We start from the raw sequence: 15,852 nt of genomic DNA, 5'->3' as shown, positions 1-15,852 counted from the left end.
ACCAGCTGCAAAGACCCGATCATGAGCCAAGACACCTCCACTGCCGATCCCCTCGTCATCTTCACCCCGTCCGGCAAGCGCGGCCGCGTGCCCGCGGGCACGCCGGTGCTGCAGGCCGCGCGCCAGCTGGGGGTCGATCTCGATTCCGTCTGTGGCGGGCGCGGCATCTGCTCGAAATGCCAAATCACCCCGGGTTACGGCGAATTCGCCAAGCATGGCGTCACGGTGCATGAGGATGCGCTCTCCGAGTGGAACGCGGTCGAGGCGCGCTATGACCGGGTGCGCGGGCTGGCCACGGGCCGCCGGCTGGGCTGTCAGGCGCAGATCCTGCGCGACGTGGTCATCGACGTGCCCCCCGAAAGCCAGGTGCACAAGCAGGTCGTGCGCAAGGCGGCCTCGGCCCGGGCGATCACCATGGATCCGGCGACGAAGCTCTACTTCGTCGAGGTGACAGAGCCCGACATGCATGAACCCTCCGGCGATCTGGAGCGGCTGGCGGCGGCGCTGGAGGCGCAATGGGACCTGCCCGGCGCCACCGCCGATCTCTCGCTGCTGGCCAAACTGCAACCGGCGCTGCGCAAGGGCGGCTGGAAGGTCTCCGTCGCGGTCTTCCGCGATCACACCGCGGCCGCGCCGCGCATCCTCGACATCTGGCCCGGCCTCCATGAAGGCGGGCTCTACGGGCTGGCGATCGACCTCGGATCCACCACCATCGCGGGGCATCTGTGTGACCTCGTCACCGGCGAGGTGCTGGCCTCCGCCGGGCTGATGAACCCCCAGATCCGCTTCGGCGAGGACCTGATGAGCCGGGTCTCCTACGTGATGATGAACCCCGGAGGCGACGCCGAGATGACCCGCGCGGTGCGCGAGGCAATGGCCCGGCTGGCAGAGGATCTGGCGGGCGATGCGGGCGTCGATCCGGGCTTGATCGTCGAGGCAACTCTGGTCTGCAACCCCGTGATGCACCACCTCATTCTGGGTCTCGACCCGACGGAGCTGGGACAGGCGCCCTTCGCGCTTGTCTCCTCCTCGGCGCAGGCGCTTGGCGCCCGTGATGTCGGCCTCACGACGATCAACCCCCGGGCCCGTCTCTACACGCTGCCCCTGATCGCGGGCCACGTGGGGGCCGATGCGGCGGCGGTCTCGCTCTCCGAGGCGCCCGAGGCGTCGGAAGACCTCGTGCTGATCGTCGACGTCGGCACGAATGCCGAGATCCTGCTGGGCGACAAGACCCGCGTGCTGGCCTGTTCCTCGCCCACCGGCCCCGCCTTCGAAGGGGCGCAGATCTCCTCCGGCCAGCGGGCCGCGCCCGGCGCGATCGAGAAGCTGGAAATCGACCCGGTGACCCGCGACCCGCGCTTCCGCGTCATCGGTTGCGACCTCTGGTCCGACGAGGCGGGCTTTGCCGAGGCGACGGCCCAGACCGGGATCACGGGCATCTGCGGATCCGGCATCATCGAGGCGGTGGCCGAGATGCGCATGGCGGGCGTCCTGGACGCCTCCGGCCTGATCGGCAGCGCCGAGCAGACCGGCACCGCCCGTTGCGTGCCCGATGGGCGCACCCACAGTTACCTGATCTGGGATGGCAGCGCCGAGGGCGGCCCCCGGATCACCGTGACCCAGGGCGACATCCGTGCGATCCAACTGGCCAAGGCCGCGCTCTACGCGGGCGCGCGGCTCCTGATGGATGAACGCGGGGTAGAGACGGTGGACCGCGTCGTGCTGGCCGGGGCTTTCGGGGCGCATATCTCGCCCAAGCATGCGATGGTGCTGGGGATGATCCCCGATGTGCCGCTCGACAAGGTGACGAGTGCCGGCAACGCGGCGGGGACCGGCGCGCGGATCGCGCTGTGCAACCGGGCGGCGCGGGCGCAGATCGAAGGCGATGTACAGGCGATCACCAAGGTCGAAACCGCCATCGCGCCGAAGTTTCAGGAGCATTTCGTGGCGGCGAACGCCCTGCCCCATGCCAGCGATCCCTTCCCGCATCTCTCAAGCGTCGTGACCCTGCCCGAGGTGTCGTTCAACACCGGCGGTGACGGGGCTGGCGGCGGGCGCAGGCGGCGCCGCCGGGGCTGAGGCGCGGAGGCGACAAGCGGTGAAAACGCGGCGGGCCGGACGTCCTGTCGGGTCGCCGGCGCAGGTCAGGAATGACGGAGATCGTGGTCGAGTGAGGCCGAATCCCGCAACAGATCCGACCTCACCCGGGCGAACATGCAAGCCCCCGCTATACATGTCGCATGTACCGCAGGAGAGATCCCCCCCGTCCAATCCCCATTGACCGTGGGACCTGTCCTGCGGTGCTCCTCCCCGGTGTGACTGGCCTGACCCCCAGCCTGTCGAAGCCGACCCGTCAGCCGTAGCTGCCGTTCTCCCGTCGCCGTCCGACAGACCCCGTTTGCACGATGGGCGCCTGATCCAAGCCCCTTCCGTAGTGGAAGAAGATGTACTCTTTCTGGCGGATCGGCAGGGATCCGCGCATACCCCATATGGGTGAAAAATTCGAATTCTTCCCCCGAAAGGAAGGTATCCAGTTTCTTTTCTTCAAAGATGACCATACGTTACGAGAAGATCTGCATAGTAAAAATTGAAATACGTTTTCAGCAAAGGACTCTGCCATGTATGCAATCGGCGCCCTTGCGAAGCGCACCGGCACCAAGGTGCAGACCATCCGCTACTACGAGCAGATCGGCCTCCTGCCCGAGGCTGCGCGCAGCGCCGGCGGGCAGCGGCGCTATGGTGCGGCAGAGCTCGACCGGCTGGCCTTCATCCGCCATGCCCGGCAACTGGGATTCGGTCTGGATGCCATCCGCGACCTGCTCGACCTCTCCGACCATCCCGAACAACCCTGTGCGGGCGCCGACCGGATCGCGGCGCGCCAGCTGCGCGAGGTGGAGCAGCGCATCGCCCGTCTGGAGAAGCTGCGCAGGGAACTGGCCCGCATGGTCGAGGATTGCACAGGCGGTGCCGCCGGGGCCTGTCGCGTCATCGAGGTGCTGCGCGATCACTCCGAATGCCTGACCGAGCACAGCGCACCGGAAACCGACGTCCCGCACTGAGTGCATCACCGGCAGCCGCCCTCCCGCGCAGACCCGCCGCCAGCCCTCAACGTCTTGAATGAACGACACCATGTCGCAAATGCTGCATTGCGACATGACGCCTGCCTGTAATCTGAAACCGGATGTCAGACGCGGCCCGAAGGGCGCCGCGAAACGGCGCTCCGGCACAGCTCCGGCCCCCGTTCCGCCCGCCCTTGCCCCGCCTGCCTCCCGGTCGCTGCCACGGGCCCTGCCCGAAGCGGGCCCCGGGGCGGCACGCGGGACAGGTCCGGGCCGCACTGGCAAGACGTCGAACCGCGGGCGGCGGTCGGGGCGTTTCTCCGCGGCACGGACGCGGCGCGCACCCTGCCTGTCGCCCTACTTCTTTACCCCGGGGGCCCCGCGCCCCGCGAAGGAGACAGGCCATGGATGCACGGGCCAAGACTCAGGACCTTCTTCTCCGGCGCAAGCCGGGCTACGCGCTCGAACAGGCGTTCTATGGCGATGAGGACGTTTACCAGACCGACCTCGAGCTGATCTGGCACACCGACTGGCTCTTCGTCACGCCGATCGCCTCGCTGCCCAAGACCGGCAGCTTCGTGACCCACAAGGTCGGCCGTGCCAGCATCACCATCGTGCGCGGCGCAGACGGCGTCATCCGTGCCTTCCACAACACCTGCCGTCACCGCGGCTCGATCATCTGCAAGGGCACGTCGGGCAGCGTGGCCAAGCTGGTCTGCCCCTACCACCAGTGGACCTACGACCTCGACGGCAAGCTGATCTGGGCCCGCGACATGGGCGCGGACTTCGACCCCTCGCAGCACGGGCTGAAGCCGGTGCACTGCCGCGTGCTGGCCGGCCTGGTCTACATCTGCCTCGCGGATGAGGCGCCCGATTTCGACACCTTCGCGGCCAAGGCCGAGCCCTACCTCGCCGTGCATGACCTGAGCGATGCCAAGATCGCCTTCCAGTCCACGATCGTCGAGGAAGGTAACTGGAAGTTGGTCTGGGAAAACAACCGCGAGTGCTATCACTGCGGCGGCAACCACCCGGCGCTCTGCCGGACCTACCCGGACGATCCCTCCGTCACCTTCATCGGTGAAGGCGGCGACGTGCCCGCGCACCTGCAGGCGCATTTCGACAAGTGCGAAGCCGCTGGCGCACCGGCGCAGTTCCACATCTCCGACAACGGTCAGTACCGCATGGCGCGGATGCCGCTGAAGCTGGGCGCGCTCAGCTACACGATGAATGGCGGCATGGCGGTGCAGAAACGTCTGGGCCACGTGCAGCCCGATGATGCGGGCACCCTGCTGAAGTTCCACTACCCGACGACCTGGAACCACTTCCTGCCGGATCACTCGATCACCTTCCGCGTCACCCCCATCGGGCCGCAGCAGACCGAGGTCCAGACCACCTGGCTGGTCCACAAGGACGCGGTCGAGGGCAAGGATTATGACCTGAAGGAACTGACCGAGGTCTGGATCGCCACCAATGACGAGGACCGCCGCGTCGTCGAGGACAACCAGCAGGGCATCAACTCGCCCGCCTATACCCCCGGGCCCTACTCCACGATCCAGGAAAGCGGCGTGATCCAGTTCGTGGACTGGTATTGCGCCACGATGGCAGACCGTCTCACCCCGCAGCGGATGGCTGCGGAATGAGCGTCGACAAGATCAGCCCCGCGGTCCGCTACTGGCAGGATGACGAGACGCTGGAATGCGTCTCGGTCATCCCCGAGGCGCCGGACGTCCGGACCTTCTGCTTTGCCGCGCCCTCGGGGGCGCTCTTTTCCTACCTGCCCGGCCAGTTCCTGACACTGGAACTGCCGGTGCCGGGCGGGCCCCTCTACCGCACCTACACGATCTCCTCCTCGCCCTCGCGGCCGCTCTCGATCAGCGTGACGGTCAAGGCGCAGCCCGGCTCGCTCGGCACCCGCTGGATGCTGGACAACCTCGTGCCGGGCATGCGGATCAAGGCCATGGGCCCGGCGGGGCATTTCACCTCGCACCACCATCCGGCGGAGAAATACCTCTTCATCTCGGCGGGCTCCGGCATCACGCCGATGATGTCGATGGTGACCTACATGTACGACCAGGGGCGCATCCCCGACGTGGTCTTCGTGAACTGTGCCAAGCGCCCGTCGGACATCATCTTCCGCGAGCGGCTGGAGCATATGTCGAGCCGCTTCGAGGGGATCGAGCTGCGGTGGGTCGTGGAGCACGGTGACCGCTACCAGCCCTGGACCGGCTACCAGGGCATGTTCAACCAGCTGATGCTGGGCCTCATGGCGCCCGACTACCTCGAGCGCGAGGTCTTCTGCTGCGGGCCCGAGCCCTTCATGCAGGCGGTCCGGGACGCGCTTGCGGGCCTCGGCTTCGACATGGACCACTACCACCAGGAGAGCTTCCAGCCCTCGCTGGCCGCCGAGGACGCCGATGCGACCGAAGGCGACGTGGTGCCGGACGAGGACGCTTCCGCCGAGGTGGAATTCACCGTCTCCGGCGTGTCCCAGAAGTGCACCGAGACCGACACGATTCTCGCGACTGCCCGGAACGCCGGGCTCAACATCCCCTCGGGCTGTACCTTCGGCGTCTGCGGAACCTGCAAGATCAAGAAGGTCTCGGGCCAGGTGCACATGGTGCACAACGGCGGGATCACCGACGACGATATCGCCGACGGCTACGTGCTGGCCTGCTGCTCGCACCCGATCGGCAAGGTCGAAGTCGAGGTCTGAGGGACACGGCTTCGGAACTGGGCGGCGCCGGTGGGGGCGCCGCCCTTTTTGTGTGTGGGGGGTCGCGGGGGCCGATTGCGGGGCGCGCGGGGCACCCCGGGATTTTGAGTATTTTTGGAAAGATGAACATGGGTGGAGCGCCCGTCATCGGGAGCGGGCGCGCGCGGTGGGGTCGGTCGATGCGCCTCGGGAGCGTTGACGCGCAACCGGCCGCATCATCTGTCCTGCCAGAGGGCAGCGGGTCCGAAGTCCTCGTCGCCCACCAACGAAGAAGGGCGGCCCGAAGACCGCCCCTTCCACATCCAATCCGGGATCAGAAATCCCAGTCGTCATCCTCGGTCGCGACCGCCTTGCCGATCACGTAGGACGAGCCGGAGCCCGAGAAGAAGTCGTGGTTCTCATCCGCGTTGGGGCTGAGCGCCGCCATGATCGCGGGGTTCACCTTGCACAGCTCCTCCGGGAAAAGCGCTTCGAAACCAAGGTTTTGCAGCGCCTTGTTGGCATTGTAGTGCAGGAAGTTCTTAACGTCCTCGGTCAGCCCCAGCGGATCGTAGAGCGTCTCGGTATAGCGGGTTTCGATCTCGTAGAGCTCGAACATCAGCGAGAAGGCGAAGTCCTTCAGCTCGTCCCGCTCGGCCTCGGTCAGGCGCTCCATGCCGCGCTGGAACTTGTAGCCGATGTAGTAGCCGTGCACCGCCTCGTCCCGGATGATCAGGCGGATCAGGTCGGCGGTGTTGGTCAGGCGCGCGCGCGACGACCAGTGCATCGGCAGGTAGAAGCCCGAGTAGAACAGGAAGCTCTCGAGGAAGACGCTGGCGATCTTCTTGCGCAGCGGGTTCGAGGTGGCGTCGTATTCATCGAGGATCAGACGCGACTTCTGTTGTAGCTGCGCGTTCTCCTCCGACCAGCGGAAGGCCTCGTCCACCTCGGCGGTGGAACACAGCGTCGAGAAGATCGAGGAATAGGAGCGCGCGTGCACCGCCTCCATGAAGGCGATGTTGGTCAGCACGGATTCCTCGTGCGGGGTGATCGCGTCTTCCATCAGCTTGGGCGCGCCGACGGAGTTCTGGATCGTGTCCAGCAGGGTCAGCCCGGTGAAGACGCGGATCGTCAGCCGCTGCTCTTCCTCGGTCAGCTGCGACCAGCTCTGGATGTCGTTCGACAGCGGCACCTTCTCGGGCAGCCAGAAGTTCACCGTCAGGCGGTTCCAGATCTCCAGGTCCTTGTCGTCCTGCAGGCGGTTCCAGTTGATGGCGCGGGGCACCGGGCGGGCTTGGGCGAGGTCTTTCATGGGCAGCATCCTGAAACAGGCAGCCGGGCGGGACTGGTTGGCAGCGTCCGTACCCGGAAAGGAAGGGTCCCGGGCCGTCTACACGACCCGGGAGGAGAACGTCAAAGCGAACAGGACACGCAGCCCTGCACCTCGGTGCCTTCAAGGGCCATCTGGCGCAGGCGGATGTAGTAGATCGTCTTGATCCCCTTCTTCCACGCGTAAATCTGCGCCTTGTTGATGTCGCGCGTCGTGGCCGTGTCCTTGAAGAACAGCGTCAGCGACAGGCCTTGGTCCACGTGCTGGGTGGCCGCGGCATAGGTGTCGATGATGGCCTCGGCGCCGATCTCGTAGGCGTCCTTGTAGTATTCGAGGTTGTCGTTCGACATGAAGGCCGCCGGGTAATAGACGCGGCCGATCTTGCCCTCTTTCCGGATCTCGACCTTGGCGGTGATCGGGTGGATCGAGGAGGTCGAATTGTTGATGTAGCTGATCGAACCGGTCGGCGGCACGGCCTGAAGGTTCCGGTTGAAGAGACCGTCCTTCACCACTGCGTCGCGCAGCGCCGCCCAGTCCTCGCGCGTGGGCACGGCCACGCCGAACTTCTCGAAGAGCGCCTTCACGGTGTCGGTTTCCGGCAGCCAGTCGCGGTCGACGTACTTGTCGAAGAAGGTGCCGTCGGCGTATTTCGACTGTTCGAAGCCCTTGAAGACGGCGCCCCGCTCCTTCGCCAGGTTGTTCGAGGCGCGCAGCGCGTGGAACAGAACGGTGCAGAAGTAGATGTTGGTGAAATCAACGCCTTCGGTGCTGCCGTAGTGGATGCGTTCGCGCGCCAGGAAGCCGTGCAGGTTCATCTGGCCCAGGCCGATGGCGTGGCTTTCGTCGTTGCCGCGACGCACCGAGGGGACGGAGTCGATGGCGGACATTTCCGACACGGCGTTCAGCGCGCGGATCGAGCTTTCGACCGTGCCCGCCAGATCGCCGCCGTCCATCGCCTTGGCGATGTTCATCGAGCCGAGGTTGCAGGAGATATCGGTGCCGAGGTGCTTGTAGCCGAGGTCCTCGTTGAACTCCGACGCCTCGTTCACCTGCAGGATTTCCGAGCACAGGTTCGACATGGTGATGCGGCCCGCGATCGGGTTCGCCTTGTTCACCGTGTCCTCGAACATGATGTAGGGATAGCCGCTCTCGAACTGGATCTCGGCGATCGTCTGGAAGAACTGGCGCGCGTTGATCTTCTTCTTCTTGATCCGCGGGTTGTCGACCATCTCGTGGTACTTCTCGGTCACCGAGATTTCCGAGAACGGGCGGCCATAGACCTTTTGCACGTCATGCGGCGAGAAGAGGTACATGTCCTCGTTCTTCTTCGCCAGCTCGAAGGTGATGTCCGGCACCACGACGCCAAGGGACAGCGTCTTGATGCGGATCTTCTCGTCCGCGTTCTCGCGCTTGGTGTCGAGGAAACGCAGGATGTCCGGGTGGTGGGCGTTCAGGTAGACCGCCCCTGCCCCCTGACGCGCACCCAGCTGGTTCGCGTAGGAGAAGCTGTCTTCCAGCAGTTTCATCACCGGGATCACGCCGGAGGACTGGTTCTCGATCCCCTTGATGGGCGCGCCATGCTCGCGGATGTTGGTCAGCATCAGGGCCACGCCGCCGCCGCGCTTGGACAGCTGCAGCGCCGAGTTGATGCCGCGGCCGATGCTTTCCATGTTGTCTTCGAGACGCAGCAGGAAGCAGGAGATCAGCTCACCGCGCTGCGCCTTGCCAGCGTTCAGGAAGGTGGGCGTGGCGGGCTGGAAACGGCCGCCGATGATCTCTTCCATCAGCTTCATGGCGTCGGCCTCGTTGCCGCGCGCAAGCGCGAGCGAGACCATGACCACGCGGTCCTCGAAGCGTTCGAGGTAGCGTTTGCCGTCGAAGGTCTTCAGCGTGTAGCTGGTGTAGTACTTGAACGCGCCGAGGAAGGTCGGGAAGCGGAACTTCTTGGCAAAGGCCGCGTCCCAGATCTTGCGCAGGAAGGCGCGGTCGTACTGCTTCAGCACGCTGTCCTCGTAGAAGCCTTCCTCCACGAGGTAGTTCAGCTTCTCGTCCAGCGAATGGAAGAAGACGGTGTTCTGGTTGACGTGCTGCAGGAAGTACTGGCGCGCCGCCATGCGATCCGCGTCGAAGCGGATCTTGCCGTTCTCGTCATAGAGATTCAGCATCGCGTTGAGCGCGTGGTAATCCAGCCCCTGCCACTCGGCCGGGACGCCTTTTGCGGGGGCGCTGTCAGTCAGCTCGCGGTCGAGAATTGCGTCTTCCAAAACTTGTCCAATCCTTCTGAGACGCGGGTGACATCTCCGTCGGTTCCCGCCAGTTCGAAACGGTAGAGCACGGGCACCTTGCACTTGGCGGCGATGACGTCGCCGGCCATGGCAAAGGTGGTGCCGAAATTACGGTTGCCCGCGGCGATGACCCCGCGCAGCAGCCCGCGGTTGCGGGCGTCGTTGAGGAAGCGGATCACCTGCTTGTGCACAGCGCCCCGGCCCTGCCCGTCCGCGTAGGTCGGGCAGATCAGGACGAAGGGTGCGTCAGGCGCAGGCAGCGCCGCCTCCGGGTCGGTCGGGATTCTCTGGGCAGGCAGGCCCAACCGGGTCACGAAACGTGCCGTGTTCTCCGACCGGGAGGAAAAGTAGACGAGCCCGCCCATCACGCGATCACACCGGGCTTACGCCAGAGCGGCGATCTTGTCGGGACGGAAGCCGGCCCAGTGGTCGTCACCGGCCATGACCACGGGGGCCTGGCGGTAGCCGAGCTCGGTCACGCGGGCCATTGCGTCGGCGTCCTGGGTCAGGTCGACCAGTTCGAACTCCAGTCCCTTGGCGTCCAGCGCGCGAGTGGTGGCGGTGCATTGCACGCAGGCGGGTTTGGAATAGACGGTGATGGTCATCGGGCAGTCCCTTGCTCTGACATCCTCTGGCGGCGTGAGGGACGGAGAGGCCGACGCGCGCCGCCCGGGGGCGCCGCGGTCCACATCCCCGGACCCTCCGTCCGGTGTGGTTAATCTGCTGTCCTGGCAGGTCTTCTGACTCGCGGCTCCAATCGCACCGGCCCCCCCTTCCCGGCATGACGCCAGTGGATACGGGACTTCGGCTCACCGCTCACAGCTACGGGGGTAGTACCGGAGTTCCACCGGCTTCCCTCTTGCCTCGGGGCGTCACACCCCCAGAGCACCAAGACCCCTGCATATTGTGCCGATTTCAGCAAAGTGTCAATATATGGTGTAGCTTTTGGGGCGTTCCGGCATATGCCCCCAAGACCTTGTTTTCATGGGAAGAGCCGGGAGATGCGGCCGCTTCGGCGGTCCTGCTTTCCCCGTGGTCTGCCCAATATCCCGTCACGCCCCGGATGCCAAGTGCAGAGCCGCCCCTGCAAGGCGGCTTTGCACCATCGACACAGGCGAAACGACACGGCAGGGAGAATCGCTCGGGGCCATCCAGATCCCCCCGCCGGTCGAGCACGCAGCCTTTCGCCCGCCGCCGGGCCGCAAGCGCGCCGTGCGCGTCCACATGGCTGACCGAAGATCATCGAGCCGACTGTCAAAGGGCGAACAGTGGGGGCCAGTGGCCTCCCGGCAAGCGTGATCGGCCCCAAAGCGGCGGCCCCGATCCAATGGCCCCGAACCAATGGCCCCGAACCAATGGCCGGAATCGAAAACGGCGCCGGGGGTACCGGCGCCGTTTCCTGTCTCTGTCCATGGCAGCGCAGGGCTGCCGGAAGGCTCAGCCCTGGACGACTTTCGCCACTTCGGCTGCGAAGTCTTCTTCGACTTTCTCGATGCCTTCGCCGACTTCCATCCGGATGAAGCCGGTGATGGTGGCGCCGGCTTCTTTCGCAGCGGCTTCGACGGTCAGGTCGGGGTTCACGACGAAGGCCTGGCCGACGAGAGTGATCTCGGCGAGGAACTTCTTCATGCGGCCTTCGATCATTTTCTCGATCACGGCTTCGGGCTTGCCCGATTCACGTGCGATGTCGATCTGGACCTGACGCTCTTTCTCGATGACGGCCGGGTCGAGGCTGTCGGAGTTCAGGGCGGCCGGGTTGGCAGCTGCGACGTGCATGGCGACCTGACGGCCGAAGGCTTCGTCGCCGCCGGTCATGGCGACGAGAACGCCGATCTTGCCCATGCCGTCGGTAGCCGCGTTGTGGATGTAGGACACGACGGTCTCGCCTTCGATGGATTCCATCCGGCGCAGGGTCATGTTCTCACCGATGGTCGCGATCTTGTCGGTCAGGATCGCTTCGACGGTCTTGCCGCCGATCTCGGTGGTTTTCAGGGTCTCGACGTCGGCCACGTTCAGGGCGGCATCCGCGAAGCCCTTCACCATGGCCTGGAACTCGGCGTTCTTGCCGACGAAGTCGGTTTCCGAGTTCACTTCGATCGCGACGCCCTTGCCGCCATCGACGGCGACGGCGACGAGGCCCTCAGCCGCGGTGCGGCCGGATTTCTTTGCGGCTTTCGCCAGGCCCTTGGTGCGCAGCCAGTCAACCGCGGCGTCCATGTCGCCATCGGTCTCGGTCAGCGCCTTCTTGGCATCCATCATGCCTGCGCCGGTCATTTCGCGCAGTTCTTTCACCTGTGCAGCAGTGATCGCCATGGTGGCTCTCCTCAAAGTCTGAATACATCCGGCTGCGGTGATGCCCGCAGCCGTTGAAACTTTCGTGACAGGGGCCGATCAGGCCTCTGCTTGTTCCTCGGCGAGGACTTCCTCTTCGGGCGCTTCCAGCTCACCCACGTCGACGCCGGCGGCGCCCAGCTGGGCGGTCATGCCGTCGAGAGCCGCGCGCGAAGCGAGGTCGCAGTAGAGCGAGATGGCGCGGGCCGCGTCATCGTTGCCGGGGATGATGTAGTCGACGCCTTCGGGCGAGCAGTTGGTGTCGACGATGGCGACAACCGGGATGCCCAGCTTCTTGGCTTCGAGGATGGCGAGCGCCTCTTTCTTCACGTCGATGACGAAGAGCAGGTCGGGCACGCCGCCCATTTCGCGGATACCGCCCAGCGAGGCCTGCAGTTTGGCCTGCTCGCGTTCCATGCCGAGACGCTCTTTCTTGGTCAGGCCTTCGGCGCCGCCCTCGAGACGTTCGTCGATTTCCTTCAGGCGGTTGATCGACTGCGAAACGGTTTTCCAGTTGGTGAGCGTGCCGCCCAGCCAACGGTGGTTCATGTAGTACTGAGCGCATTTCTCTGCGGCTTCGGCGATCGGCGCTGCGGCCTGACGCTTGGTGCCGACGAAGAGAACGCGGCCGCCCTTGGCGACGGTTTCACGAACGACGTTCAGGGCCGCGTCCAGCATGGGAACGGTCTGCGTCAGGTCCATGATGTGGATGCCGTTGCGCGCGCCATAGATGAACTCGCCCATGCGGGGGTTCCAACGCTGCGTCTGGTGGCCGAAGTGCACGCCTGCTTCAAGCAGCTGGCGCATGGTGAACTCGGGAAGAGCCATGTCCTATATCCTTTCCGGTTTACGCCTTGGCGGGGGTGTGAACCTTATGGTCAACCGGTGGACGCATGGGGATGTCTCCCCCATGGGCCCGACCCCACCTGCGGGATTGAGTGCGCGCCCTTTAGCCGATCCCCCGCAGGGCCACAACCCCCAACCGGCTTTTATGGGCCCGAACCGGCTTTTCCGGGTGTTTCACGCCGTCCGAGGGCCTATCCCCCCCGTCCGATCCCAGCGCGGAAACTTCTTCGAAGAATATTTCCAAGATTCTTCGAAAAATCTTGGTCGCGGTCCGAAGCCGGTCAGATCCCCTCCACCGGCGCCCGTTTCGCAACCTTGCCCGTTTTCTTCGAAGAAAACGGTCCGGACTTTTCAAAAAGTCCGGTCAGCGCCGCCGATGCCGGTGCGTCGCTTCTTGCCGTGTGGCGCAGTGCGGGGCAAGAAGCAGTATGACACGAGACCTTCTTTGTATCGGCGCTGTCCTTTGGGACATCATCGGCCGCACCGGCAGCCGGATGCGCGTGGGCTCCGACGTGCCCGGCCGGATCAGCCGCCTGCCCGGCGGCGTGGCCATGAACATTGCCATGGCGGCGCAGCCCTTCGGCCTGCGCCCCGTGCTTCTGACCGCCGTGGGCCGGGACCCGGAGGGAGATGAGCTCGTCACCGCCTGCGAGGCGCTCGGCATGGACGTGAGCCATGTCCACCGCTCCGAGAGCCACCCGACCGATCGATACATGGCGATCGAGGGCGAGAACGGGCTGATTGCCGCCATCGCCGATGCCCATTCGCTGGAGGCTGCCGGCGCGCGCATCCTGACGCCGCTGGTGGACGGGACGCTGGGATCGCCCGAGGCGCCCTATACCGGTCCCGTGGCCCTCGACGGCAACCTGACCCTGGCACTGCTGGAGGAAATCGCGGCCCATCCGGCCTTTGCCGAGGCCGACCTGCGCGTGGCCCCGGCCTCGCCCGGCAAGGCCGAGCGTCTGCGGCCCTTCCTGCATCACCACCGCGCGGTGCTCTACGTGAACCTCGAGGAGGCAGGCCTGCTCTGCGGGCGTCTCTTCACCTCCGCCCCCGAGGCCGCCGCCGCGCTGATCGCGGGTGGGGCGCGTCGGGTGCTGGTCACCGACGGGTCCGAGGCCGCCGCCGATGGCTGCGCCCGTCGCGAAGGCATCCTCAGCGCCGCCCCGCCCCCCGTCACCGTCGCCCGCATCACCGGCGCAGGCGACACCTTCATGGCCGCCCACGTGGCCGCAGAACTCGATGGCGCCGACCGCGCCACCGCGCTGGAGGCCGCCCTCAGGGCCGCCGCGCGCTATGTCTCCGGAGAAAGCCCCGTATGATCCCCCTGCCCCTCGTCCTCTCGCCCGAAGTCACCGCCGCCAAGGCCGCAGGCCAGCCCATCGTGGCGCTGGAGAGCACGATCATCACCCACGGGATGCCCTATCCCCAGAACCTCGAAACCGCCAAGCTGGTGGAAGAGACGATCCGGGCCGCCGGTGCCGTCCCCGCCACCATCGCCGTGATCGAGGGCACGCTGCATGCCGGCCTGACCGACGAGCAGCTGACCGCGCTTGCGCAGGCCAAGGACGTGGCCAAGCTGTCGCGCGCCGACATGGCCGCCTGCATCGCCGCGGGCGGCACCGGGGCCACCACCGTGGCCGCCACGATGATCGCCGCCAACCTTGCCGGGATCGAGGTCTTTGCCACCGGCGGCATCGGTGGCGTGCACCGCGGCGCGGAGGAGACCTTCGACATCTCCGCCGACCTGCGTGAGCTGTCCGAGACCCCGGTCACCGTAATCGCAGCCGGTGCCAAGGCGATCCTCGACCTTCCCAAGACGCTGGAAGTGCTGGAAACCTACGGTGTGCCGGTGATCGCCGTGGGACAGGACGAACTGCCCGCCTTCTGGTCGCGCGGCTCGGGCCTGAAGGCGCCCCTGCGCATGGACACCGCCGCAGAGATCGCCCGCGCCCTGCGGATGCGCGCGGCCCTCGGCCTGCCCGGCGGCCAGCTGGTGGCCAACCCGATCCCCGAGGGCGACGAGATCCCCGCCTCCGAGATCACGCCGATCATCACCACCGCCCTGGCCGATGCCGAGGCCGCGGGCATCAAGGGCAAGGACGTCACCCCCTTCCTGCTGCAGCGGATCTTCGAGCTGACGGCAGGCCGGTCGCTGGATGCGAATATCGCGCTGGTGCTGAACAACGCCCGCCTGGGCGCGGCCATCGCGACGGAACTCGCCGCCCTGCCGCGGTAATTTCTGCAGCTGCGAATTCACCACGATGTGGCATTGCCGGGGACCTGCGAAGCACATAGATTGTGCCGCGTGATCAGGAGTTTCCCCGGCAGATGACCGACCCCTTGCATTTGGAACACCGCCGGCCCGGGCTGCTTGCGCGTCTCCGCTCGAATTTCCTGACCGGGATCGTGGTGATTGCGCCCGTCGGCATGACGATCTGGCTGATCTGGACGCTGGCCGGCTGGGTCGACGGCTTCGTCCTGCCGCTGATCCCCGACCGGTTCAATCCGGAGCAGTACATCGGGATCAACCTGCGCGGCGCGGGCGTGATCATCTTCCTCGTGTTCACGATCCTCGTAGGCTGGATCGCCAAGGGCCTTATCGGGCGCTCGCTGATCCGCTTCGCCGAGAGCCTCGTGGAACGCATGCCGATCGTGCGCTCGATCTACTCCGGTGTGAAGCAGATCGCCGAGACGGTCTTTGCCCAGGCGGACCGCAGCTTCGACAAGGCCTGCATGGTGCAATATCCCCGCAAGGGGATCTGGGCGCTCGGCTTCATCTCGACCGAGGCCAAGGGCGAGGTCCTGTTGCGTGCCGAAACCGGCAGCAGACTCCTCAGCGTCTTCGTGCCCACGACGCCGAACCCGACCTCGGGTTTCCTGCTCTACTTCCCCGAGGAAGACGTGATCGAGCTGGACATGACCGTCGAGGATGCGGCGAAACTGGTGATTTCGGCGGGTCTGGTCTACCCGGAAACGAAGGCCGAGAAGGAAGCCCGGATCGCCAAGCGGGCGTGATCTGGGGTGCGGCCGGCGAGGGCGTCAGTAAGCTGTACTCTCAGCTGCCTGTTTGCGTGCTGCGCGACCCCGTAAAAATGTTTCGATTCAAATCGTTCCCCTGAAACGCGAAGCCGCGTATCGACGGCGCGCGCGGGGGCGATCCGAACCCGTCTGGCCCCCACTTTATCGCAGCCAAGCACGTCCCTTCCCCTCAAGAGACCACCCAGCCTCACCAAATCGCCGCCGCGTGGGGGCCTGCCTGCGATGCGCGGCGGCCTGCGGCCTTGTTCCGCGCAGGTGGCATGCGGC

At 65.9% G+C, this 15,852-nt stretch carries 13 protein-coding genes and 1 riboswitch; of the genes, 7 read left to right on the top strand and 6 right to left on the bottom strand.

Annotated features, from left to right (window positions below; translation table 11 throughout):
- Positions 1–21 precede the first annotated feature (21 nt).
- From ACX9MO_RS17820 to ACX9MO_RS17805, 4 genes are all read left to right on the top strand, one after another.
- The gene (locus ACX9MO_RS17820) at positions 22–2,079 is read left to right on the top strand and encodes an ASKHA domain-containing protein (protein ID WP_462212815.1); all 2,058 of its coding nucleotides are present in this window, start codon (positions 22–24) and stop codon (positions 2,077–2,079) included.
- 539 nt (positions 2,080–2,618) lie between these two features.
- Positions 2,619–3,059, top strand: coding sequence for a MerR family transcriptional regulator (locus ACX9MO_RS17815; RefSeq protein ID WP_222489945.1), 441 nt, complete (start codon positions 2,619–2,621; stop codon positions 3,057–3,059).
- Between the two features lie 404 nt (positions 3,060–3,463).
- A complete protein-coding gene (locus ACX9MO_RS17810) occupies positions 3,464–4,699 on the top strand; it encodes an aromatic ring-hydroxylating oxygenase subunit alpha (RefSeq protein WP_222489944.1) in 1,236 nt (411 codons plus the stop codon).
- Positions 4,696–5,772: an FAD-binding oxidoreductase gene (locus tag ACX9MO_RS17805; RefSeq protein WP_222489943.1), complete on the top strand. Its 1,077-nt coding sequence runs from the start codon at positions 4,696–4,698 to the stop codon at positions 5,770–5,772. Before ACX9MO_RS17810 ends, ACX9MO_RS17805 begins: the two co-directional genes overlap by 4 nt.
- A 313-nt stretch (positions 5,773–6,085) precedes the next feature.
- Here ACX9MO_RS17805 and nrdF read toward each other — a convergent pair whose 3' ends face one another.
- The 6 genes from nrdF to rpsB form a co-directional block, all read right to left on the bottom strand.
- On the bottom strand, positions 6,086–7,063 hold the full coding sequence (gene nrdF / locus ACX9MO_RS17800) for a class 1b ribonucleoside-diphosphate reductase subunit beta (protein ID WP_222489942.1): 978 nt from the start codon (positions 7,061–7,063) through the stop codon (positions 6,086–6,088).
- 101 nt (positions 7,064–7,164) lie between these two features.
- Positions 7,165–9,246 carry a class 1b ribonucleoside-diphosphate reductase subunit alpha gene (nrdE, locus tag ACX9MO_RS17795; protein ID WP_462214473.1) on the bottom strand — a complete coding sequence of 694 codons (2,082 nt, stop codon included), beginning with the start codon at positions 9,244–9,246 and terminating at the stop codon, positions 7,165–7,167.
- Positions 9,247–9,314: 68 nt separating this feature from the next.
- Positions 9,315–9,731: a class Ib ribonucleoside-diphosphate reductase assembly flavoprotein NrdI gene (gene nrdI / locus ACX9MO_RS17790; RefSeq protein WP_462212814.1), complete on the bottom strand. Its 417-nt coding sequence runs from the start codon at positions 9,729–9,731 to the stop codon at positions 9,315–9,317.
- Between the two features lie 18 nt (positions 9,732–9,749).
- The gene (nrdH, locus tag ACX9MO_RS17785) at positions 9,750–9,971 is read right to left on the bottom strand and encodes a glutaredoxin-like protein NrdH (RefSeq protein ID WP_222489940.1); all 222 of its coding nucleotides are present in this window, start codon (positions 9,969–9,971) and stop codon (positions 9,750–9,752) included.
- Positions 9,972–10,079: 108 nt separating this feature from the next.
- Positions 10,080–10,274, bottom strand: a riboswitch (cobalamin riboswitch).
- 529 nt (positions 10,275–10,803) lie between these two features.
- On the bottom strand, positions 10,804–11,679 hold the full coding sequence (gene tsf, locus ACX9MO_RS17780; protein WP_222489939.1) for a translation elongation factor Ts: 876 nt from the start codon (positions 11,677–11,679) through the stop codon (positions 10,804–10,806).
- A 78-nt stretch (positions 11,680–11,757) separates the two neighbouring features.
- Positions 11,758–12,525, bottom strand: coding sequence for a 30S ribosomal protein S2 (gene rpsB, locus ACX9MO_RS17775; RefSeq protein ID WP_462212813.1), 768 nt, complete (start codon positions 12,523–12,525; stop codon positions 11,758–11,760).
- 446 nt (positions 12,526–12,971) lie between these two features.
- Between rpsB and ACX9MO_RS17770 the strand changes: the two genes are divergently transcribed.
- From ACX9MO_RS17770 to ACX9MO_RS17760, 3 genes are all read left to right on the top strand, one after another.
- The gene (locus ACX9MO_RS17770; protein WP_222489937.1) at positions 12,972–13,865 is read left to right on the top strand and encodes a PfkB family carbohydrate kinase; all 894 of its coding nucleotides are present in this window, start codon (positions 12,972–12,974) and stop codon (positions 13,863–13,865) included.
- Positions 13,862–14,782 (top strand): pseudouridine-5'-phosphate glycosidase, encoded by a 921-nt coding sequence (locus tag ACX9MO_RS17765; protein ID WP_462212812.1) that lies wholly within the window; start codon positions 13,862–13,864, stop codon positions 14,780–14,782. Before ACX9MO_RS17770 ends, ACX9MO_RS17765 begins: the two co-directional genes overlap by 4 nt.
- Before the next feature lie 92 nt (positions 14,783–14,874).
- Positions 14,875–15,561 (top strand): DUF502 domain-containing protein, encoded by a 687-nt coding sequence (locus ACX9MO_RS17760; RefSeq protein ID WP_222489935.1) that lies wholly within the window; start codon positions 14,875–14,877, stop codon positions 15,559–15,561.
- Positions 15,562–15,852 lie beyond the last annotated feature (291 nt).

Source organism: Pseudooceanicola profundus (genome assembly GCF_054919315.1).
This window is presented reverse-complemented; position numbering and strand designations above follow the sequence as displayed.